General features: G+C 38.4%; 17 protein-coding genes and 1 pseudogene. All 18 read right to left on the reverse strand.

The window, feature by feature from the left end; all coding sequences use genetic code 11:
- The coding region (locus CD138_RS08260; protein WP_103265978.1) for a hypothetical protein at nucleotides 1-340 on the reverse strand (340 nt) is incomplete at its 3' end.
- Nucleotides 341-1,233: 893 nt separating this feature from the next.
- Nucleotides 1,234-1,584, reverse strand: a complete 351-nt coding sequence (rplS, locus tag CD138_RS08270) for a 50S ribosomal protein L19 (protein ID WP_014614103.1) — start codon at nucleotides 1,582-1,584, stop codon at nucleotides 1,234-1,236.
- A 101-nt stretch (nucleotides 1,585-1,685) separates the two neighbouring features.
- Nucleotides 1,686-2,423, reverse strand: a complete 738-nt coding sequence (trmD, locus tag CD138_RS08275) for a tRNA (guanosine(37)-N1)-methyltransferase TrmD (protein ID WP_019167881.1) — start codon at nucleotides 2,421-2,423, stop codon at nucleotides 1,686-1,688.
- Complete coding sequence (gene rimM / locus CD138_RS08280; protein ID WP_019167882.1) at nucleotides 2,420-2,923, reverse strand: ribosome maturation factor RimM; 504 nt, start codon at nucleotides 2,921-2,923, stop codon at nucleotides 2,420-2,422. Before rimM ends, trmD begins: the two co-directional genes overlap by 4 nt.
- Nucleotides 2,924-3,245: 322 nt before the next feature.
- Nucleotides 3,246-3,521 carry a 30S ribosomal protein S16 gene (gene rpsP, locus CD138_RS08285; RefSeq protein WP_014614106.1) on the reverse strand — a complete coding sequence of 92 codons (276 nt, stop codon included), beginning with the start codon at nucleotides 3,519-3,521 and terminating at the stop codon, nucleotides 3,246-3,248.
- 553 nt (nucleotides 3,522-4,074) lie between these two features.
- Nucleotides 4,075-4,746, reverse strand: a complete 672-nt coding sequence (locus CD138_RS08290) for a hypothetical protein (RefSeq protein ID WP_019167883.1) — start codon at nucleotides 4,744-4,746, stop codon at nucleotides 4,075-4,077.
- 68 nt (nucleotides 4,747-4,814) lie between these two features.
- Entirely contained in the window at nucleotides 4,815-5,942 is a 1,128-nt protein-coding gene (locus tag CD138_RS08295) for a restriction endonuclease subunit S (protein ID WP_096559766.1), read from the reverse strand.
- Nucleotides 5,935-7,491: a type I restriction-modification system subunit M gene (locus CD138_RS08300; protein ID WP_096559767.1), complete on the reverse strand. Its 1,557-nt coding sequence runs from the start codon at nucleotides 7,489-7,491 to the stop codon at nucleotides 5,935-5,937. The genes CD138_RS08295 and CD138_RS08300 overlap by 8 nt, the downstream gene beginning before the upstream one ends.
- Before the next feature lie 444 nt (nucleotides 7,492-7,935).
- A pseudogene (locus CD138_RS08305) lies at nucleotides 7,936-10,727 on the reverse strand (type I restriction endonuclease subunit R).
- A gap of 1,109 nt (nucleotides 10,728-11,836) precedes the next feature.
- Nucleotides 11,837-13,204 carry a signal recognition particle protein gene (gene ffh / locus CD138_RS08310; protein ID WP_019168917.1) on the reverse strand — a complete coding sequence of 456 codons (1,368 nt, stop codon included), beginning with the start codon at nucleotides 13,202-13,204 and terminating at the stop codon, nucleotides 11,837-11,839.
- 13 nt (nucleotides 13,205-13,217) lie between these two features.
- Complete coding sequence (locus CD138_RS08315) at nucleotides 13,218-13,553, reverse strand: putative DNA-binding protein (protein WP_019168918.1); 336 nt, start codon at nucleotides 13,551-13,553, stop codon at nucleotides 13,218-13,220.
- A 3-nt stretch (nucleotides 13,554-13,556) separates the two neighbouring features.
- Nucleotides 13,557-14,756, reverse strand: a complete 1,200-nt coding sequence (ftsY, locus tag CD138_RS08320) for a signal recognition particle-docking protein FtsY (RefSeq protein WP_019168919.1) — start codon at nucleotides 14,754-14,756, stop codon at nucleotides 13,557-13,559.
- Between the two features lies 1 nt (nucleotide 14,757).
- Nucleotides 14,758-18,330, reverse strand: coding sequence for a chromosome segregation protein SMC (smc, locus tag CD138_RS08325; RefSeq protein WP_019168920.1), 3,573 nt, complete (start codon nucleotides 18,328-18,330; stop codon nucleotides 14,758-14,760).
- 3 nt (nucleotides 18,331-18,333) lie between these two features.
- The gene (rnc, locus tag CD138_RS08330; RefSeq protein ID WP_019168921.1) at nucleotides 18,334-19,065 is read right to left on the reverse strand and encodes a ribonuclease III; all 732 of its coding nucleotides are present in this window, start codon (nucleotides 19,063-19,065) and stop codon (nucleotides 18,334-18,336) included.
- 462 nt (nucleotides 19,066-19,527) lie between these two features.
- Complete coding sequence (locus CD138_RS08335; protein ID WP_019168922.1) at nucleotides 19,528-19,761, reverse strand: acyl carrier protein; 234 nt, start codon at nucleotides 19,759-19,761, stop codon at nucleotides 19,528-19,530.
- 228 nt (nucleotides 19,762-19,989) lie between these two features.
- Complete coding sequence (gene fabG / locus CD138_RS08340; RefSeq protein ID WP_019168923.1) at nucleotides 19,990-20,727, reverse strand: 3-oxoacyl-[acyl-carrier-protein] reductase; 738 nt, start codon at nucleotides 20,725-20,727, stop codon at nucleotides 19,990-19,992.
- Complete coding sequence (gene fabD, locus CD138_RS08345; protein WP_019168924.1) at nucleotides 20,720-21,646, reverse strand: ACP S-malonyltransferase; 927 nt, start codon at nucleotides 21,644-21,646, stop codon at nucleotides 20,720-20,722. The genes fabG and fabD overlap by 8 nt, the downstream gene beginning before the upstream one ends.
- Nucleotides 21,639-22,625, reverse strand: coding sequence for a phosphate acyltransferase PlsX (gene plsX, locus CD138_RS08350; protein ID WP_019168925.1), 987 nt, complete (start codon nucleotides 22,623-22,625; stop codon nucleotides 21,639-21,641). The genes fabD and plsX overlap by 8 nt, the downstream gene beginning before the upstream one ends.
- Nucleotide 22,626: the final 1 nt, after the last annotated feature.

Raw genomic sequence — 22,626 nt, forward strand, 5'->3', positions numbered from 1 at the left:
GATTCAAGTATCTTACTTTATTAATTAAATTAATTACCAATTCAATAAAATCAAAGACTTTATCTTCGTCATTATCATCATAATCATTTAGTAATTCTAATTCCGAAATGGCCATTTCCAACAAACTTTTTTTATATTTCCTTTGATCTATTAGACTTATATCTTTAATTAAAGATATAAAGTGTTGGTTAATCCATTTGATTTCACTTTCTAAATATTGTTCTCTAGTTTGAAATGAAATCAATACTTCTTCTGCAAGGTTTAAAAATTTTTTAAATAACCTATCCTTATTATTATCGAAGTCTATCATTTCATACGTTCTTATGGATGTGTGATTCATTATATACCCCTCCCTTATAACGATAAAGTGCTGTTTCATTTTTAGAACTTCACTGTATCTCAACAATAATTACAGCAATTTAATGTCGATGTTACATGCATTTTCTTAAATTAAGTTATACAGAGATACATTTGCATTTTGTGTATATACGAAATGATTTTGGTGTAGTCAGTTTATATATAATATACATCATAGCATGGACTTTTGGAAACATTCTATATTACAAAATGAGATTAGCTTCATATGTTTATTGAAGTATAAAAACCATTCATTTTCAACTTATTCAAGAAATTCAAATACTCCTACTTACCCAAAAACACTTTGCATCACGTTTGTACATGCGCTATACATCTTTTTCATTCTCTACATTAGGCATGCTTTAACGTATTTTCATATAAAATAATTTCATTTAAGCATATTATATTTACAACTATTAAATGATGATTAATTTATGTGAAATAAGATTTAAAATAAAGTCATACATTAAGAGGAGGTGTTTAAAATGGGTGATTTATTTGATTCAATCACAAACTTTGTAACTTCTGCCATTCAACACGACTGAGTGAATATGGATGCTGCCATTGTCGCTACAGTGCAGATAGTGTCGAATTACTCACAAAATTATTCGTACTCGGCTAGGACTATAAGGTGTATCCAAAACCTCTTAAGCACTTGAAAATGAAAAGCATGTGTGACGTACATCCACATACAAAGCAATAACTGTAACTTCTGTATCAATCACATTTTTAGAAACTAGGGTTCTAGCCCTGTTGCTGCGACTTCAAACAAGGATGAATCCATCCTAACACGCTCGAATTTTTCTCTATCAACAAAACAGGGTTGAGACAATGACATGTCCAACCCTGTTTATATGTGTATTTGGTATCCTCAAATTAACGAATTTCTTGGATACGTGCAGCTTTACCACGAAGGCTACGTAAGTAGTAAAGTTTCGCACGACGTACTTTACCGCGACGTTTCACTTCGATTTTCTCGATTTTTGGTGTGTGTAATGGGAACGTACGTTCAACACCTACACCTGATGAGATTTTACGAACAGTGAATGTTTCAGAAATGCCGCCACCACGACGTTTGATTACAACACCTTCGAATACTTGGATACGTTCACGAGTACCCTCGATGATACGTACATGTACACGTAAAGTGTCACCAGGACGGAATGATGGGATATCGTCACGTAATTGTGATTTTGTTACTGCTTCAATTAATTTGTGATTTGTCATTATTAATTCTCTCCTTCAACCTATGTTCTTGCCTCGACAATATATAGCAGCGGATCATAGTGATTTTCGTGTTTCCACACTTAAAATATACTAGCACACATTCAGTCTGATTTCAATGTTCTTTTTAACGATTGAATGAATTTCTGATCTTGATCTGTCAATGGATAATGCGCTAACAAATCAGGACGTTTCATCAAAGTTCTTGTCAATGACTGCTCATGACGCCATTGTGCAATTTTCGCATGATCACCAGACAACAGCACATCCGGTACCGTCATCCCTTCATAATCACTTGGACGTGTATATTGTGGATATTCCAATAAGCCACTCGAAAATGAATCATCTTCATGTGACACTTGATTCCCTAACACACCCGGAATGAGACGTACAATCGCATCAGTCATGACCATCGCAGGCAACTCGCCACCCGTGAGCACATAATCACCGACAGAAATCTCATCAGTGACTAAATGTTCACGAATTCTTTCATCATAACCTTCATAATGGCCACAAATAAAAACGAGATGCTCTGCTTCAGCGAGAGATTCCGCTAACTTTTGATTGAACGGTTGGCCTTGTGGCGTCATTAAAATCACACGCGTGTCATCTGTGACTTCCAAATCCGCCATCGCATTAAAAATCGGTTCAGGCTTCAATACCATCCCTTGACCGCCACCGTACGGATAATCATCGACTTGGTTATGCTTGTTATTGGCATAATCGCGGAAATTAATCGTCCGTGTCTCTAACACATCATTTTCTCTTGCACGCTTTAAAATAGATTGATTGAGCACGCCATCAAACATTTCTGGAAAGAGCGTTAAGTAGTCGATTTTCATTCGTTTAACAACCCTTCTAATGGTGTAATGACGATACGACGGCCTTCAATGTCTACTTCTTTCACTACATCGGCAATGTAAGGGATGAGATGTTCTTTATCCCCTTTAACGACCCAAACATCATTCGCACCAGTTTCAAAAATTTCAGTGACGCGACCAATCGGACGATCACCGTCAAATACTGTGCAACCGATAATGTCTGAATAATAAAATTCGTGCTCATCTAATTCAATCGCTTCATGATCACGATCTTGATAAAGATGTGTCCCTTTCAAATGTTCGATGTCATTAATATTCGTGTAGCCTTCAAACGTTAACATATGTAAGCCTTTATGCATACGGTGTGACTTCACAGTTAACGACAGAGGTTGGTTTTGATATTCAGCTTGTAACACTTCACCAGGTTGAAAGCGAACATCCGTAAAATCCGAATGCGACTGCACTTTAACTTCACCTTTGATACCATGTGTGTTCACAATTTTACCCACTTCTACTTTCATATCGTGAGCCTCCTATTATCGCTATTTATACAAAAAAGAGATGAGACTGAAGCACCTCTCATCAAGTCACTTCTCGTCTCACCCCATGATTGGTGATTCCATGTATATAGAGTTTCAAATGATTTCTCAAGTTGAACTCCAGAAAGGCGACTCGATATTTAAAACTTGAAATTTACTGTTTTAAAGTCAGTCACTTCTCGCGTGATCGCACTTCTCTCTCTTGTCATGCGCTATCCGCTTGAATCACCACATTGTAAACAAACGTTATCGCTTAAAATCAAATGGGAAAGGGATCTCGCCCTTCCCCGTTGATATGTTTACATTATTTTGCTTTTTTTTGTTCGTCAAAAGTTTTTAAAATACCTTCACGTGATAAAAGGTTGTGAACTGTATCTGTTGGTTTCGCACCGTCTTTTAACCATTTAAGCGCTAATTCTGCATCGATTTTAACTTCCGGTGCATTTACCGCTGCTGGGTTGTAAGTACCGATTTGTTCGATGATACGACCGTCACGTGGTGAACGAGCGTCTGCTACTACGATACGATAGAATGGGTTTCTTTTTGAACCTAAACGTGTTAAACGAATTTTAACTGCCATTTATAATTCTCTCCTTTAATGTCATAAGTTTTGTTATCTACAAGAAATTATAATAACAGGAAGTCATGATTTTGTAAAGAGAAAATACTTTACCAATTAAAATTTCTATCATGCTGTGCACATTTGGGGATGGGATACAAAAATTTTGAAGGCTATTGACAGGGGATTTTGCTTAACTTGCCCTCAATGATTTTTGGCTTTGATTGCCATCTAGGCTTCCCTTTCCTAGGGGCTGGCCCTTCGACTAACTAACGCTTGATTAAACTGTTACACTTGTTGAAGCGTTAGTGGATTCTCCGGACCAGCTAATCCCTCAGGAGTGTCAGCCTTCTGGCAATCTGACATCAAATACAGGAAATAGAGGACAAGTTTATGAAATCAAGAAAACAATAGCATCAATTTTTTGTATCCCATTCGCCCTCATTTTTCGACTGCTTTAAAATCATTAATAAATTATTAATCTATGAATGGCTTGAGACTAAAAGATTTCTATATCCCAATCCCTTTTACCGTCTCATACTACCATCCATCTTAGAATGACATTATACTTTCATCACTCTTGTATGATCTTATGGTCGTCATCAATTGCGTATAAATTTTCATCCAAAGGCACTTCAACATACCGAAAATCAATCTTTTTTACATCAGTGAGATAACGCTCTTGATAGACATGCCAATACTCTGTAACCATTGATTTCCCCATTTGCGTCACATAAACAGACAAATCATTGTTCGCTTGTCTATAACCATTCAACAGCCCTGCTGCAAACAACCGCCTCAAATATTTTTGAAACGATTCCGACACCGTATTCATCTCTTTATGATTTCTATTAAAATATCGAATTTGATAGAACAACAAGCCCATCAGCGCACCATCGTAAATACCCATTGAATTATCAACGTAAATCCTCAAATTTTTCATAGTGAGCTTCGTTAAAATCTTAAGTGTGAAGTAGTCTTCGTATTTAAATATATACCAATCACTATGATCCAAATGTGTTCTGATTTGATCGAGTAAAACTGCTTCTTCCAGTGTCGTATAAAAAGTTTTATTGGAGAAATACGAATGATTTTTATGGTTACTGATACGAATCGGCATATACGCAAAAGCACCCTTTCGAAACAACACATAAATCGAACCATTGGAATCAGACTGCTTTAGCAACAAAATCCACTCATTCTCATGTAACATACTTTCCAATTGAGACGTAATATCCTCCACCATTAGACATTCCTCCTTACTTCACCACACGACACTATGGACTTCATTCAACACTTATATAAACATTACGATTACACAAACATCTTTTGGAGCAAGCCGTTTTTGCGTTGTTTTAACAAGTCGACTTTACGGGATTGTTTTTCGATTAATTGATCAAGCTTATTGAAAAAATCACCAATTTTTTGTTGTTCTTCTTTAATTGGACAATTAATAAATACATCAGTTATTTCCGACTTTTTCAAATTAGTTTGACCGACACCATTGTCATATTTAAGCAATTGTTTATTTCTATTTAATACAATGTATAAAAATCTTGAATTGCCAATTATATTGTAAATACGACCAATTCTTTGATTTAAGGAATATTTATTATCCTCGTCAACTAGAAAACATTTTGCTAAAGCTCTCCCATTAGGCACATCACTCATTACTAAAGTTACATCACCTTTATTTAATGGCGTTAATTGTTCAGAAACATATTTTTTTACTTGTGCATCTGTCGAAATAAACTTTGAATTAACTAATACATACTTTCCTTTAGATGATACAAAAGTTTCATGAGCTTTTCCGTTTTGAAAATCTGCAATGTCTTTAAGCTGTTTAATTTCCCATTCAGGATAATCATTCCCATTGTCATCTTTAAATCGAAGTTCTTGTGAGAAAATCTTTTGCATATAGCCCTTTTTCTGTTCTTCTAACAATGCTAACTTTTGTTCTTCTAATTCAATTTGACGGTCGAGTTTGCTGAAGAAATCACCAATTTTTTGTTGTTCTTTATTTTCTGGAACTCTTTTATATATTTTGTTTATACTCAATTTACTTAAACTAGGAACACCAGTGGATTCATCATAAATTTTCCAGTTTATCGTTTTAAATAGGTTTAATATAAAATGAACGTCATTTTCTTTTTTAGGAACACAATAAAATAGTGTGTCTACTGTCCAAAAAGGACCCTTTAATAAATATGGCTTATTAATAGTTCCTTTCCTTCCTATACCAATAGCTTCACCTTCATAAAGGAAATCAGATACACTAAGCATATAACCTCCAGTACCGTAAACTGGATAATCGCCTTTTTCCAGATGTTTATAATCCTTACCTGATTTCACTTCTAAGATTTCATTCAGATAACGACCATCCCACTCACCTTCAAACTCAGGAAATCGTAACTCTGGGACATTTTTCTTTAAATCAGTCATGCTGCAACACTCCTAATTCTCTTAAATATCCCTCGATGTCTTGTTCGATTTGTGCGATGTCGTTGTCGATGTTTGCGATATCTTGTTGAACTTGATCGAGGTCTATCGGTGCTTCTTCCTCGAATGTATCGACGTAGCGTGGGATATTGAGGTTATAATCGTTGTCTTCAATTTCTTGTAATGTTGCGGCGTAGCTATATTTATCGATAGTTTCTCTATTTTTGTATGTGTCCATGATTTTTTCAACGTGTTCGTCTGTCAGGTGGTTTTGGTTTTTGCCTTTTTCGAACGCGTTGGAAGCGTCTATGAATAAGACGTCTTGGTCTGCTTTACGACATTTTTTGAATACTAAAATACACGTTGGAATGCTAGTGCCATAGAAAATGTTTGCCGGTAAACCAATGACCGCGTCTAGATAGTTTTTCTCTTCAATGAGATATTGTCGAATGACCCCTTCTGCTGCGCCACGGAACAAGACACCATGTGGTAATACGACTGCCATTGTGCCTTCGTCGTCTAAATAGTGGACCATATGTTGGATAAATGCGAAGTCGGCTTTCGATTTTGGCGCAAGTTTGCCGTAACCACTGAAACGGTCGTCGTCATTGAATTTACTGTCTGCTGACCATTTCGCACTGTATGGTGGATTGGCTACAACGGCATCGAACTTCTCACCTAAAAAGGCAGGATTTTCTAACGTATCGTCATTTTGAATGTCAAAGTTTTCATAACGAACATTGTGTAACAACATGTTCATGCGTGCTAAGTTGTACGTTGTATTGTTACGTTCTTGCCCGTTGTAACGGTAGACTTTCGTTTCTTTACCGACACGTAATAGTAATGAACCTGAACCGCAAGTAGGATCGTATACATTTCTCAATTTATCTTTACCTAATGTAACGATTTGCGCTAAAATTTTTGATACTTGTTGTGGGGTGTAGAATTCGCCTGCTTTTTTACCTGCATTCGCCGCAAAACGACCGATTAAAAACTCATATGCATCGCCTAACATATCAATTTCCATATCGCTATGAACGAACGGTAAGTCTGCTAAGTTCACCATGACCTTGCTTAATAACGCGGTACGGTCTTTCACTGTGTTGCCAAGACGTGTTGAACTTAAATCCATGTCACTGAATAAGCCAATGAAGTCTTCTTCACTGTCTTGTCCGAGTGTAGATGTTTCGACTTTACGAATCGCTTGTGCTAAATGTTCGATATCAAAACGTTGATTTTCAATTTCTTTGACCATTGTGCTAAACAAATCTTGTGGCTCGATGTAGTAGCCGACTGTATCTAACAGTTCTCCTTTTAAGTCTTCTTGATATTCAGAATCCGCCCATGCTTCTTCGTACGTCATTTCCTCACCAGATAATGCTTCAGCGACTTCTGCTTCTGCTTTTTCCGATAAGAAGCGATAGAAAATCAAACCTAAAATATAATTACGGAATTCGCTCGCATCCATGTTCCCTCTTAAGTCATTCGCGATTGACCACAATTTTTTATGTAATTCAGCTTGTTGTTGACGCTGTTTTTCTGTAATTGACATTGCATTTCCTCCGTTAGTTCACTAAGTATATTCACGTACAAAAATATCAAAGGGATTGGGACATAGAAATGTTTTTAGTCTCAATCCATTCGTAGATTTATAACTCATTAATGATATTAAAGCAGTTAAAAAAAGAGGTTGAATGGAATACAAAAAAATTGATGCTATTGATTTTTTCAATTTCATAAACTTACCCTCTGATTTCTACATTTGATGGCAGATTGCCTAAAAGGCTGACACTCCTGAGGGATTAGCTGGTCCGGAAAATCCAATTCGGCTTCTATCTCATGTATGCTTCAATCAAGCCGAATTTAGTTGAAGGGCCAGCCCCTAGGAAAGGGAAGCCTAGAAGGCAATCAAAGATAAAAATCGCTGAGGGCAAGTTATACAAAATAGCGTGTCAATAGCATCAAAAATTTTTGTATCCCATCCCCTTGATACGTTCTAACTGCTATATTTTTCTGTGACTTCTTCAATAAATGAAATAATCGCTTTTTTCGTTTGCCGTTTTTCTTTGAGCTTTTTATCACTCACTAAATCTTTTAATTCCGCTTGATTCACGATACCACTATATTCAAACTCGCCTGTTAAAGCCTTCAGAACATCTTCGTCGACTGCTTGTTGATGCGCGAATTGATTAAACTCTGCTTCACGTTTCGCATTTTCAAATAAAATATACGCTTCATCAATGTTGTCATCCTCAGACAATTGTGGCACTACTTCATCAATAAATTCACGAATTAAGTCCCGTTTCAAACGCAACACTGGATCATCCGCATTGTCTAAAATACGTCGAATCTGTTCACGATTCCGTTGTTGCTCGGCATCATCTTTTAAGTCGATTTGACGAACGAGATGCATAATATAAGACACATTAATCAGATCATTACGCAAAATTTCAATTTCAAAATCGATGTCATCTAAAATCGATACTTGTTCGACGTTACCCCGTTTTGCCTTCACTTCATCATAAATGGCATAGTATTTACTCTTATAGTCTTCAAACTCTTGGCCATCCATACCAATATTGTCAGTGGTAAACTCGAATTCATCAAATGCTTTGAGTCGCAACACAAGTTTTGACACGAGACGAAATGCTTCGACAAACGCCTTTTTCCCCTCTTCATCAAACACTTCATCCATCGCTTGAGGTGTTGGTGCGATAGTTTTCAAGGCTTCCAACGCATCGACAAATTCTGCTTTGTACGCTTCATAACTTTTCATAAGGACACGATCTGTATCATCCGTTTGTGAGAACAGTTTTAGCGCTTTGTCTGTATTCCGCTTTAAGTTACGGTAATTGACGATTTTCCCAAATGGCTTCGTCTCTTTTTCAACACGGTTCGTACGAGAATACGCTTGGATGAGGTCATGATACTTCAAGTTTTTATCGACATAAAGTGTGTTCAACACTTTACTGTCAAACCCTGTCAAAAACATATTGACGACAATGAGTATATCAATTTTGTTATCTTTTACACCTTTTTTCACATTTTTAGAGACGTGATTGAAATATTCTGGGAATGTATCTGTCGTAAAATTCGTCCCAAAGTGCGCATTATAATCTTGCATGATGCTTTCTAATTGATCTCTAGAATGCGCTTCAACCACACTACCTTCTTGTTGCGCTTCATTTGCTGCATACGTAAAAATACCCGCAACTTTTAAAGGATGTTCATCCCCTTGACTGATCTTTTTAAATGCATCGTAATACTTTATCAGTGCTGGGATACTTTGTACTGTTAAAATCGCTGAATACTGGCGATTGCGTGTGTATTTATCGTGATTGTCTCGAATATGACGGACGATTAAGTCAATGCGCTTATCCGCCAACCACACCTCATCTTTGTTAATGCCTTCCACCATATCATCAGTTTCTGTTTGAATATGTTGCGTTTTAATTGTATTAATGTAATCGACAGAAAAGCCCAAAACATTACCATCGTGAATCGCATTTTTGATTAAATAAGAGTGCAAGTTTCGACCAAAAATGTCTGCCGTACTCCGACCATCTTGACTTTTATTCTCTTCAAAACGTGGCGTCCCTGTAAACCCAAAGTATTGCGCATTGTTAAAATGTTGACGCACGACTCGATGCATATCACCAAATTGACTGCGGTGACATTCATCAATAATGAACACTACTTTATCGGTTTTATATTGTTCGAGCGCCGCTGCATTATTTTGAACCGCTTTTGACATTTTTTGAATTGTCGTCACAATGAGGGGCAAACTTTTGTCATTCAACTGTTTCACAAGCTGTGACGTATTGTTTGTTTTATCCACCGAACCTTTAGAAAACTTATTAAACTCTTCTTCTGTTTGGCTATCTAAATCTTTTCGGTCAACTAGGAAGATCACTTTTTTAATATTTTCTTGTTCTGAGAGGACTTGACTCGCTTTAAAGGAAGTGAGCGTTTTACCACTCCCTGTCGTATGCCAAATATAGCCATTGCTGTTCGTTTCCGTCGCTTGATGGATCAGCGCTTCCACAGCATGCACTTGGTAGGGACGCATCGCCATCAACACATGATCCGTTTCATTTAAAATCATGTAACGTGAAATCATCTTAGCTAAATGACACGGTCTTAAAAACGTATCCGTGAAGTCACCTAACGTATTGATGCGGTGATTGTCTTTGTCACTCCAATAAAACATATGACTTTTTAAAATTTCGCCATCATTATTCGACATATAGCGTGTTTCGATACCGTTACTAATAATAAAAAGTTGTATATAACGAAACAGCCCTGTGTAATTTTGTTTACGATAGCGCATCACTTGGTTAAACGCTTCGTTGATATCAATCCCACGTCGCTTCAATTCGATTTGCGCGAGCGGTAACCCATTCACTAAAAGCGTCACATCATAACGCGCTTTATATTGATCGTTAACTGCGATTTGATTCGTCACTTGAAACGTATTTTTACACCAATGCCGCGTATCTAAAAATGACAAATACACCTCAGACTCATCATCACGCTTCAACGGCAATTTATCACGTAAAATACGCGCACTCTCAAAAATACCCTTACCATTGATCATCGTTAATAAGCGTTGAAATTCTTTATCTGACAGTGGTTTGCCTTCTAGTTTTCAGCATGACGTTCATTTAATATATGTCGAAAATTATCCAACAGCTGCTGTTCATCTCGAATCGTTACAGTTTCATAGCCATTAGATTTTAATTGTGCCATCATTTCTTTTTCTAATGCGAACTCACTTTGGTAAACCATAAAATCCCCTACCTTTGTTTCTCTTAAAACATATTATAATATATTATGCTTTTGAATGGTGTGAATTTTATAATTATTAGCGATTTAACGATAAGAAAGTAAAATATTGTGTTTCTGGATAGTTTGATGTGTTATAGAACATATCGGTAACATGTGTATTGACAACCCTGCTGATTGCTGAACGATTCTTCATTGATGTTTAGAATTAGCCTTATTGATGCAATCTTGGGCTCGCGTTCCTAGGGGCTAGGAACACGAGCCTTAAAGTTCAAAACCTGCAAAATACTCACCTAATCCCCTTCCTCTCATTGTAAAGTAAACAAGGAAGCAACAAGTAGAAACTTTGCCATTTTATTTTCGAACGAAACGTTTCTCGAAATACACGAAGCATCTCGGTCCCCTGTTTTTCAATTCGACGACCATACCCCAGATTGTGAACCTAGGCGAGACTCCTGAGCGACAAAGTTCAATACAAATGCATGTGTTTAAACCTTGAAAGTGGCTACTGGTTATCGCAGTAGCTGTCTGACTTCTCAATACGCTTGCTTTTGAGAAGCCTAGTCAGCCTTGCGGGGACAGTACAACGAAATCTTTGTTACACATGAGATTTCTGTACTGCTCCCAAAATCCAATCCGGCTTCATTCCAGTGTTCACCTTAATCAAGCCGAATTTAGTTGAGGCAAGTCCCCTAGGAACGCGAGCCTTAAGGTCCACAACCTGCAAAATACTCACCTAATCCCCTTCCTCTCATTGTAAAGTAAACAAGGAAGCAACAAGTAGAAACTTCGCCATTTTATTTTCGAACGAAACGTCTCTCGAAATACACGAAGCATCTCGGTCCCCTGTTTTTTCATCCCGACGGCCACACCCCAGATTGTGAACCTAGGCGAGACTCTTGAGGGATCAGCTGAGCCGGAAAATCCACCAACGCTTTCACTAAATGTCACAGTTCGAACAAAGCGTTGGTTAGTTGAAGGATCAGCCCCTAAGAACGCGAGCCTATAGGTTCACAATCTGAAAGATTCCCACTAAAATCAATGTCACCGAAATGTCAAAAAACCGCAAAAAAAAACACCGAGATGCTTCACACATCCCAGTGTTCTCAAAATTAAAATGGCAAATTCATACCTTTTAACATATTTTGCAATTGCGCTTGCTTGCCTTTTTTACCTTTACCGCCACCCGTAAACTGCTTCATCATCTTCTTCATATCATTAAACTGCTTCAACAAACGGTTCACTTCTTGCAATGTACGTCCTGAACCCGCCGCAATACGACGCTTTCTTGAAACATTCAATTTATCTGGATTTTCACGTTCTTCAGGTGTCATAGATTGAATAATCGCCTTAATATGATCGATTTGCTTGTCGCTCATATTCAGCTTATCCAAACCTTTCATCTTATTCATACCTGGAATCATTTTCATAATGTCATCCAGTGGTCCAAGATTTTTCACTTGATCCAATTGTTCTAAAAAGTCTTCTAATGTAAATGAAGACGTACGCATTTTTTTCTCTAAATCTCTTGCTTTTTCTTCATCGACATCTTGTTGTGCTTTTTCAATCAGACTTAATACATCGCCCATACCTAAAATACGTGACGCCATACGTTCAGGATGGAATAACTCTAAGCCGTCTAATTTTTCACTCATCCCGATAAATTTAATCGGTTTGTTAGTGACTGCGCGGATTGAAAGTGCCGCACCCCCACGAGTGTCACCATCTAATTTGGTTAATGTGACACCTGTGACATCAAGCTGTTGGTCAAATGATTCTGCCACATTGACAGCATCTTGACCTGTCATCGCATCCACAACGAGCATGATTTCATCTGGCTTCGAAATCTCTTTCACTTCTTGTAATTCGTTCATTAATGCTTCGTCGATGTGTAGACGACCGGCTGTATCGATAATGACAAAATCTAAATGTTCAGCTTTGGCATGTTGTAGCGCGTTTTGGACGATTTGTTGTGGTGGCACTTGATCGCCTTCGCTATATACCGGAATATCGATTTGTTTCCCTACTGTTTGTAATTGGTTAATCGCTGCTGGACGATAAATGTCGCCGGCTACGAGTAACGGTTTTTTGTTATATTTTTTGCGCATTAACAGTGCTAGTTTCCCTGCTGTTGTCGTTTTACCAGCACCTTGTAAGCCGACCATCATGACAACAGTTGGTGGTTTTTTCGCCATGGTAATCGACGTGTTGTCGCCACCCATTAATGTTGTCAATTCTTCTTGTACGATTTTGATGACTTGTTGCCCTGGTGTTAAAGACTTCATCACATCAGATCCTAATGCACGTTCTGAAACTGTATTGACAAAGTTTTTAACGACTTTAAAGTTAACGTCCGCTTCGAGTAAAGCAAGACGTACTTCACGCATCATTGCTTTGATATCAGCTTCAGTCACTTTACCTTTACCTTTTATTTTCTGCATCGTTGCCTGCAGTCGATCGGATAATCCTTCAAAAGCCATAAAGTGACCCTCCTTATTCTAGTTCTTCAAGTTCTTGGATATATTGTTGAATGTGTTCTGGTTCATGAATATGGTCTCGTATATGTTGAAAAATCTCTTGTCTACGTGTAAATCGGCGATAGAGTCCGAGTTTTTGTTCATAATCTTCTACTAAATCGCCAGTTCTTCTTATGTTATCATACACCGCTTGACGACTCACTTCAAATGTCTCTGCAATTTCACTGAGCGCATAGTCTTCTAGGTAAAAGAGACGTAAATAGTTGCGTTGCTTTTCCGTGAGTAATGACTGATAAAAGTCAAAGAGATAATTCATTCGGACGGTTTTGATTAAATCATCGTCATGATGCATCGTCTATCCCTCATTTTCAGGTTGATTTTCCTCTGCTTCTGGTACATTTTGTTCAATCATATCTGCAAATAAGCCGTAAACATAGCTTTCTGCGTTGAACGGTTGTAAATCATCCAATTTTTCACCTAAACCGACGTATTTCACTGGGATGTGCAATTCGTTACGGATAGCGAGGACGATACCCCCTTTAGCTGTTCCATCGAGTTTGGTTAACACGATGCCTGTCACGTCTGTCACTTCTTTAAATGCTTTCGCTTGTGCCAATGCATTTTGTCCTGTTGTCGCATCAAGTGCAAGCAATACTTCATGAGGTGCATCCGGTACTGAACGGCTAATGACACGTTTCACTTTTTCAAGTTCGTTCATTAAGTTTTGCTTGTTTTGTAGACGACCTGCTGTATCACAAATTAAAATGTCGACACCTTTATTTTTCGCGGCGTTAATTGCATCGTACATGACAGCTGCTGGGTCAGATCCTTCACCTTGGCGAATGACATCAACACCTACACGTTGACCCCAGACTTCAAGCTGTTCGATAGCCCCTGCACGGAATGTGTCACCAGCAGCTAACATTACTTTTTTACCTTGTGCTTGATAACGGTGCGCAAGTTTACCGATTGTCGTCGTTTTACCAACACCATTTACACCGACCATTAAAATGACATTCAATCGGCCGTCTTCAATATTCATCTCTTCTGATTTATCATCATCTTGTTGATAAATTTCTACAATTTTTTCAACAATCGCTTCACGTAAATCTTCTGTTTCAGTAATATTGCGGCGTTTCGCTTCCATACGTAATTCATCCACAAGTTCCATCACTGTATTGAATCCGACGTCGGCTTGGATTAACATTTCTTCTAATGCTTCAAAGAAATCTTCATCGACTTTGCGATAATGTGCCAATAAATTGTTTAATTGATTTTGGAAGTTTTCACGTGATTTTTCAAGGCCTTCACGGAATTTCGCACCGATTTTTTGAGATTCGAGCTCTTCAAATTCTTCAATCGACATTAATCCGTCATCAAATTCGTCCTCTACAGATGTGAGGTCATTATCTTGATGTACTGTTTCTCCCGGAGCTGCATGTTGTGTACGCTCCGGCTCTTGGTGTTCAACGGCATCTTGTTGTAAATCTTGTTTCAGTTGTTGTTCTTTATCAGGATTCGCAAATTTATCCTTTAATCGTTTAAAAAAGCTCATATTATGCTTGATCCTCCTTCAATACTTCATCTATCGTATTTAAATTCACGCTGACGAGTCGCGATACACCCATTTCTTGCATGGTCACACCGTATAGACAATCACACATTTCCATCGTCCCTTTGCGGTGGGTAATAACAATGAATTGCGTCTCTTTCGATAATGTTTTCAAGTATGTTGCATATCGTATGACGTTCGCTTCATCCAATGCGGCTTCAACCTCATCCAGAATGACAAATGGTGCAGATCTCACCTTCAGTATTGCAAACAGTAATGCGATGGCACTTAATGCACGTTCGCCCCCACTTAATAGTGACAAGTGTTGCAATTTTTTACCGGGTGGTTGAACTCGAATATCAACACCCGCTGTTAAGTAGTCTTTTTCCGTCAATATGAGTTCCGCTTGACCGCCACCGAATAAGTTTTTAAACACACTCGCAAAATGATCTTGAATCGCATGGAAGGTCGTACTGAAACGTTCAGCCACTTCTGCATCCATTTCTTGAATGATTTGTTCTAACGTTGCTTTTGCTTCTCGTAAATCATTACGTTGCTCAGATAAGAACGTATAGCGTGCTGAAACTTCTTCATATTGCTCAGTCGCATTCAAATTCACATGTCCTAATTCATCAATCGACATTTGTGTCAGTTTCACTTTTTGACGTAACGCTTCAATGTTCGCGTCTTCTATTGGATAAGTCGATTTCGCATGTTCAAACGTCATATGATATTTTTCGTTCAAATGTTTCAACGCTTGATCAATGAGGACATCTAAACGAGACTGTGCAGATTTAATATTTTGATACTGGTTTTCAATTTCTAGCAATTTTTGATGGATGGACTCTAGCGCTTGTTCATTCGATTCAATCAAATCTTCAATATCTTGGCGCTGTTGACGTAATTGTTGTTGTGCTTCGAGATGACGTGCTTTGGCTTCTTGATATTGTGTGATTTGTGCTTGAATTTTCTCAAGTGTTGAACGATCATTCACTTCATCTGAATTGATCAGTGCCAATTGCTCTTTCAATTTTTGTTGTTGATCATCGATTTGCTGTTGTTCCTTGTCCAAACGTTTTAATTGTTGTTGTTGTGTTTTGATTCGTTCTACAACGACCGCAAGATCAGACTTATATTGATGAAGTTGTTGTTGTAATTGTGATGCATGAGCTTGTGAGACTTTGCGTTGCTCTGTCATCGCTTGGATTTGTTGCTCCATCTGTTTGAGCTGTTCCGCGATTTCAGCTTGGCGCGCTTGTTTATCTTTTAATGTTGCTTCACTTTTATCACTTTGGTAACCATCATTTTTTTCAAACTCAAACTCTTCATGTTCATTTTTTAAACGTTGTTCGATTTCACGATAACGATCATGTTCTAATGACAAATCGTGAAGTTCTTGTTTGTACGCGTTGAAATCCTGTTGTGCTGCGACATATTGTTCACTCAATGTATCTTGTTGTGCTTTTTGATTTTGACAAAACGCTTCCAATTGCTTCGTCTTTTCGAGATATGTTTCTAACTGTGCTTGTAACTGTTGGAGTTCGTCTTTTTGTCCAAGTAAACTTTGGCGTTGTTGTGTACCGCCACCCGTCATTGAGCCACCTGGATTCACGACATCCCCTTCTAATGTGACGATACGTGTTTGATATTGGATCGCACGGGCCATGTCATTCGCATTTTTCAAACCGTCTACAATGAGGGTGCGTCCTAACAAATTGTCGATGATCGCTTTGTATGTCGGATCCACTTGTACCGCTTCACTCGCGACAGTGACAAAGCCAGTCATTTGTTTTGCTGTCTGTACCACACGTGCATCTAACGTTTTTCCTTTAATGACATTCAATGGTAAAAATGTCGCGCGTCCTAACTTTTTCGTTTTCAAAAATTGTATCGCTTGGCGGGCTGCGGCTTCATCAGATACAATGACATGTTGCATACTCGCACCTAAAGCCGTTTCTATCGCTGTCGTATATGTCGAAGGGACATCGATTTGTTGTGCAACTGCGCCGTGAATGCCTTGTAATTGCTGATCTTTAGCTTTTAAAACGGCTTTAACACCTTGATAGAAACTACTCAAATCATCTTCACGCATTTTCATCGTTTCAATACGCGCTTTCAACTTATCATTATAACGGTACGCTTGATATAGTTGTGATTCTGCCTCTGTTTGTTCAGACTTCGCTTTTGATAATGAAGCTTCAATTTGTTGACAATCATTTTCTATTTTCGTCATTTGACGCTTTTTTTGTTGTTGGCGTTCCTCAATGTCATGCATATGATGTTGGGCATCTTTCAACTGCGCATAGGCTTCTGTCAACCTAGAATCAATGCGAGATTGTTTCGCTTTATGTTCTTCAATCGTTTTCGTCAAAAAGCGAATGTCATTGTTAATATCCGCTTGTTCAGTCATTAATTGGTAATACGTATCTTTTAACGTTTCAACATCTTTATCCATCGTTTCATCGGACTGATACAATTGTCCTTCCAATTGTTGGATGTCTTGATTCAATTGTTGACGTTTCTCTTTTAATTGATTCAGTGTTTTTTCAGTTTCTGCTACATCTTGATTTAACTGTTGCTGATGTTGTGCAATAGACGCTTGTTCTTCTTCAATACGTGCGTTAGATTGTGATTGGTTCTTTTGACGTTCTTCAATCAATTGATACTGCCCTGTCAACTTCTCAACTTGTTCTGTCGTTTCAATCAGTTGTTGATTGACCTTTTCTAACTGTTGATCGACTTCAAAACGTTCACCTTTTGCCTTTTGCATCGTATGTGAGATTTGTGATTTTTTATGATGTGTATCCGCTTGCTGACTCTTTAATTCATTCAATGCCGTGTCATGATCCGCAATTTGCGTTTGATACGACGCGATGTCATGCACCGTTACGCGAATGTCACTTTCTTTTAAAATGTCGCTCAACTGCAAATACTCTTTCGCAATCGCCGCTTCTTCTTTTAACGGTTCCACGCGACCTTCTAAATCATACAAAATATCTTCTACACGCGTTAAGTTGTCTTCCGTATGCGACAGCTTATCTAACGATGCTTCTTTACGCTTTTTATATTTCAACACACCTGCTGATTCTTCAATAATTTGACGGCGGTCAGTCGGTTTGGCGTTGAGCACTTCATCGACACGACCTTGTGAAATAATACTGAACGCTTCTTTTCCGAGACCTGAATCTAAAAAAAGCTCGTGTATATCTTTCAAACGACGACGCTCATTATTGACATAAAATTCACTATCACCATTTCGATAAAGTCGTCTTGTGACAATGACTTCTGTCGCATCCAAATTCAACAAACCTCGACTATTATCAAGTTTCAACTTCACTTCCGCAAAGTTTTGGGCATTGCGATGTTGTGCACCAGAAAAGATAATGTCTTCCATTTTACTGCCACGCAATGAACGCGCGGATTGTTCACCGAGCACCCATTTAATGGCGTCTGTAATGTTGCTTTTACCACTACCATTCGGACCAACGATAGCGGTAACACCTTTGTCAAATTGAATTTGAGTGGCTTCCGCAAATGATTTAAATCCGTATGCATCAATTGACTTTAAATAAACCATATTCTACTCCTTATGTGTCATCGATAAGTATGCTTGTTCGGCAGCTTTTTGTTCAGACTCTTTTTTTGTGCGACCTTCACCTTGAGAAACCGCTTCACCATTTAATAAAATCTCAGAAGTGAATGTTTTGTTATGCGCTGGTCCCTCTTCTTTCACAATGCGATACTGAATCGCGCCTAAATAATTTTGATGAACATATTCTTGAAATTTTGTTTTAAAATCGACAACACCAATCAGTTGGCGGCCTTTCACATGTGGAAAAATCACAGTTTCTGCAAATTGCCACACTGCTTCTAGCCCTTGATTTAAATACAGCGCGCCTACAAATGCTTCAAAGACATCCGCGACTAATGATGGACGAGTTCGACCACCTGTTTTTTCTTCACCTTTACCAAGTAGGATGAGTGGCATTAAATCGATATGTTGCGCGAAAATAACGAGCGATGGTTCACACACGATATTGGCACGCATTTTCGTCAAATCCCCTTCAGGCAACTTTGGAAATGCATCGAATAAATAACGTGACACGGTTAATTCGAGTACAGCATCTCCTAAAAACTCTAACCGTTCGTTATGTTCAGTACGGTCCATATTAAAGTCATTAATAAAACTAGAATGTGAGAATGCTTGTTGATAAAGCGACATATTTTCATAATTCAAATTCAATGCTTTCATTTTTTTCGCAAAATTCTCTTGAAACTCTGCGACCAGCGTTTCCTTACGCACTTTCGTCATGCATCATTTCCTCCTTTATGTCTTTCACTCAGAAGCATGGACACTTTTTTGGACATATCTGGTCATTGTCAGTGGTTCATCCGTTTTCAATACTTGCATTGAATACACTACGCTAAAACGACCGATATTTTGATATACGCTCTCAAACTTTTAGTGAGCACATCACAATGTCATCGTGTTCAATAAAAGTGAGACCCTTCTTTCCAATTGCCATACCTCTTACTATTATACGTGATATCAAAACCGAAACCTATTAATTCATTAAAACTTCATATACTGTATGGTTCAGCCCTGGAACGCGAAGCCATGAAGGCAATCAAACACTCAAATTCATAGGGAGGGCAAGTTTAGCAAAATAATACATTAATCGCATCAAAAATTTTTATACCTCATCCCCATCCCTTGGCACAACAACATATAGTAAAGGAGCTGAGGAAACGAATGTCCCAGCTCCGATACGCATTATTTTTCAAGTGTATTAATGTAATTCACAGCGTCTCCCACTGTGTTGATTTTTTCGGCTTCTTCATCTGGAATTTCAGTACCGAATTCATCTTCTAATTCCATTACTAACTCAGCGATATCAAGTGAATCAGCGCCTAGATCGTCTTTGAAAGATGCATCAGCAGTGACTTTGTCAGCGTCTACGCCTAAACGGTCAACGATGATGTCTTTAACTTTATCGAAGTTTTCCACGTTGTTTCACCTCCTTAAAAAATGATGTCTTTTTTATGTCACGCATGTTGCGCGTTTGATTATCGAATTGAAATACTCGACTGTTATATTTTGCCATTTTATCGGCTTAAATACAACCCATTTCAATGAAGTTCAAGCCATTCATGTCATATTTAACATGCCTTAAACAGCCATCAAACTCAATTCTTAGTGTTATCCAAGGATTTCGCCTTTAATGCCTGATGGAGATTATTCCATGTGCATACCGCCATTGACATGAATTGTTTGACCTGTAATGTATGCTGCTTTATCAGAAGCTAAAAATGCAACAGTGTGCGCAATGTCTGTATCTTGACCGAAACGACCTAATGGAATTTGTGTTTTCATTGTTTCTTTTAAGTCATCGTTAAGCGCATCTGTCATGTCTGAAACGATAAAGCCTGGCGCAACGGCATTGACAGTAATGTTACGAGATGCCAATTCACGCGCTGCCGTTTTTGTCATACCAATCACACCTGCTTTTGAAGCCACATAGTTGATTTGACCTGGGTTCCCAACTGCGCCGACAACACTTGTTAAGTTGATAATGCGTCCAGCACGTTGCTTTAACATTTGTGGTGTTACTTTTTGGATGCAGTTAAAGACACCTTTCAAGTTAGTGTCAATGACATCATCCCACTCATGTTCTTTCATTCTCATCAGTAAATTGTCTCGTGTAATACCTGCATTGTTCACAAGAACGTCGAGTGAACCGAAAGTTTTAACGATATCTTTAATCATCGCTTTCACTTCATCACCATTGGCGACATTCGCTTGTACGGCAACACTTTCGACACCTTTACTTTTAATTTCTTCCACGACTGCTTCTGCTTTCTCTTGATTACCCGCGTAGTTAACAACCACATTGTATCCTTCTTCTGCAAGTTGTAATGCAATACTACGGCCTATCCCACGTGAAGCACCTGTCACTAATGCAACTTTACTCATTTCCAATCCATTCCTTTACATCTTCGAGCGTTTGAATCGAAGTTATTTTCACATCTCTACTCATTTTTTTAACTAAGCCTGATAAGACTTTGTTCGGACCGACTTCAATGAAATGATCCACACCTTGATCGATTAACCATTGCACAGAGTCGATAAATTGCACTGGCGAATACAATTGTTTCACCATATGCTGTTTAATCGTTTCTGCGTCTGTTTCAGGTCTTGCGTGAACATTTTGCACGACTGGTGTTGTCGCATCATGCCACTCAAATTGATCGATATACGTTTTAAATTCGTCTTCAATGACTTGCATCATCGACGAGTGAAATGGTCCTGATACGTCTAACGGCATAACACGTTTCGCACCGAGTGATTTCCCTTCACTGACTAAACGATCCACAGCAACTTTGTGTCCTGACACCACAATTTGTCCTGGTGCATTAATATTAGCAGGTTCTACCACTGCATCTTCTGTTGAGATTTGATCACAAATGGCTTTCACTTCATCAAATGATAAACCTAATACAGCAGCCATACCGCCGACACCATTTGGAAACGCTTGTGCCATTAATTCACCGCGTTTACGCACGATTTGTACGGCATCTTCAAATTTTAAAACACCGCTCATCACTAGGCTCGAATATTCACCTAAACTATGACCAATCGTATAATCCGCAGTCGGTTGACCCATTGCAGCATAAAGTGCGATGCTATGGGTTAACAATGCAGGTTGTGTATTTTCAGTTTGTCCTAACACTTGATTCGGATCTTCAAACATTGTCTCAAGTAAGTTAAAAGGCATTTGTTCAGTAGCTGACTCTAAAATTTTTGTCGCTGCTTCATCTTGTTGATACAAATCTTGTGCCATGCCTACTTTTTGTGCCCCTTGTCCAGGAAACATCAACACGGTTTTACTCATCAGAGTCGCCTACCTTTGCTCTCATATTTTCTACAATTTTCGTTTCACCCGCTATTTTCGCTTGACGAATCGCTGAGTAAAACGCTTTTGCATTTGAACTGCCGTGTGCTTTCACGACAATCCCATCTAAACCTAACAGCACTGAACCGCCATATTCGGAGTAATCTAATTGTTTCGCGATACGTTTAATATCGTTTTTCACAACAAGTGCTGCTAATTTATTTTTAAGGCTCGATAATAAATCATTTTTTAAGATTTTACCAAATGATTTTGCAGTACCTTCTAAGTTTTTCAATACAATATTACCTGTAAAGCCATCTGTCACAATAACATCCGCTTCATCTTCCATAATCGATTTCGCTTCAATATTGCCAGTAAATTTGAATTGGTCCGTTTCAGACATTAAACGAAATGCTTCTTTTGTTAAGCTATTCCCTTTTTTATCTTCTGTCCCAATGTTCAGTAATGCCACTCTCGGTTCTGCAATGCCTCTTAGCTTTTGCGCATAAATATGACCGAGCACCGCATTTTGATATAAATGATCCGCTTTCGCATCTGCATTGGCACCGACATCTAAAAATACGACACCTTTACCACTGACTGTTGGCAAAGTAACGACTAGCGCCGGTCGGGCAACACCTGGCAAACGTCCGACAATAAACAAGCCTGCCGACATGAGCGCACCTGTGTTACCTGCTGAAACACATCCGTCTGCTTCTCCATTTTTCACTGCTTCAGCCATCCGAACCATCGAACTATCTTTTTTACGTTTGATTGCACGTACTGGCTCATCTTCCATTGAAATCTCTTCAGTCGTATGACGTATTTCAACTCTTGGATGGTTCAAATGACATTGCTTTTCATCTCCGAAAAGAATAATTTCTAAATCATCGAAATCTTGAACCGCTTTTTCAACAGCTTCAAGTACGATGTGGGGAGCATCGTCGCCACCCATCATATCTATAGCTAGTTTTACCATC

It is taken from the genome of Staphylococcus intermedius NCTC 11048, from assembly GCF_002902385.1.
GTDB classification, from domain to species: Bacteria; Bacillota; Bacilli; order Staphylococcales; family Staphylococcaceae; genus Staphylococcus; species Staphylococcus intermedius.

Coding starts and splice junctions, on each gene's coding strand:
- fabD (WP_019168924.1), bottom strand. CDS start 21,646: ATGAGTAAAACCGTGTTGATGTTTCCTGGACAAGGGGCACAAAAAGTA.
- CD138_RS08300 (WP_096559767.1), bottom strand. CDS start 7,491: ATGTCAATTACAGAAAAACAGCGTCAACAACAAGCTGAATTACATAAA.
- plsX (WP_019168925.1), bottom strand. CDS start 22,625: ATGGTAAAACTAGCTATAGATATGATGGGTGGCGACGATGCTCCCCAC.
- rpsP (WP_014614106.1), bottom strand. CDS start 3,521: ATGGCAGTTAAAATTCGTTTAACACGTTTAGGTTCAAAAAGAAACCCA.
- rnc (WP_019168921.1), bottom strand. CDS start 19,065: ATGACGAAAGTGCGTAAGGAAACGCTGGTCGCAGAGTTTCAAGAGAAT.
- trmD (WP_019167881.1), bottom strand. CDS start 2,423: ATGAAAATCGACTACTTAACGCTCTTTCCAGAAATGTTTGATGGCGTG.
- rimM (WP_019167882.1), bottom strand. CDS start 2,923: ATGAAAGTAGAAGTGGGTAAAATTGTGAACACACATGGTATCAAAGGT.
- smc (WP_019168920.1), bottom strand. CDS start 18,330: ATGGTTTATTTAAAGTCAATTGATGCATACGGATTTAAATCATTTGCG.
- ftsY (WP_019168919.1), bottom strand. CDS start 14,756: ATGAGCTTTTTTAAACGATTAAAGGATAAATTTGCGAATCCTGATAAA.
- CD138_RS08315 (WP_019168918.1), bottom strand. CDS start 13,553: ATGCATCATGACGATGATTTAATCAAAACCGTCCGAATGAATTATCTC.
- CD138_RS08290 (WP_019167883.1), bottom strand. CDS start 4,746: ATGGTGGAGGATATTACGTCTCAATTGGAAAGTATGTTACATGAGAAT.
- fabG (WP_019168923.1), bottom strand. CDS start 20,727: ATGAGTAAAGTTGCATTAGTGACAGGTGCTTCACGTGGGATAGGCCGT.
- ffh (WP_019168917.1), bottom strand. CDS start 13,204: ATGGCTTTTGAAGGATTATCCGATCGACTGCAGGCAACGATGCAGAAA.
- CD138_RS08295 (WP_096559766.1), bottom strand. CDS start 5,942: ATGACTGATTTAAAGAAAAATGTCCCAGAGTTACGATTTCCTGAGTTT.
- rplS (WP_014614103.1), bottom strand. CDS start 1,584: ATGACAAATCACAAATTAATTGAAGCAGTAACAAAATCACAATTACGT.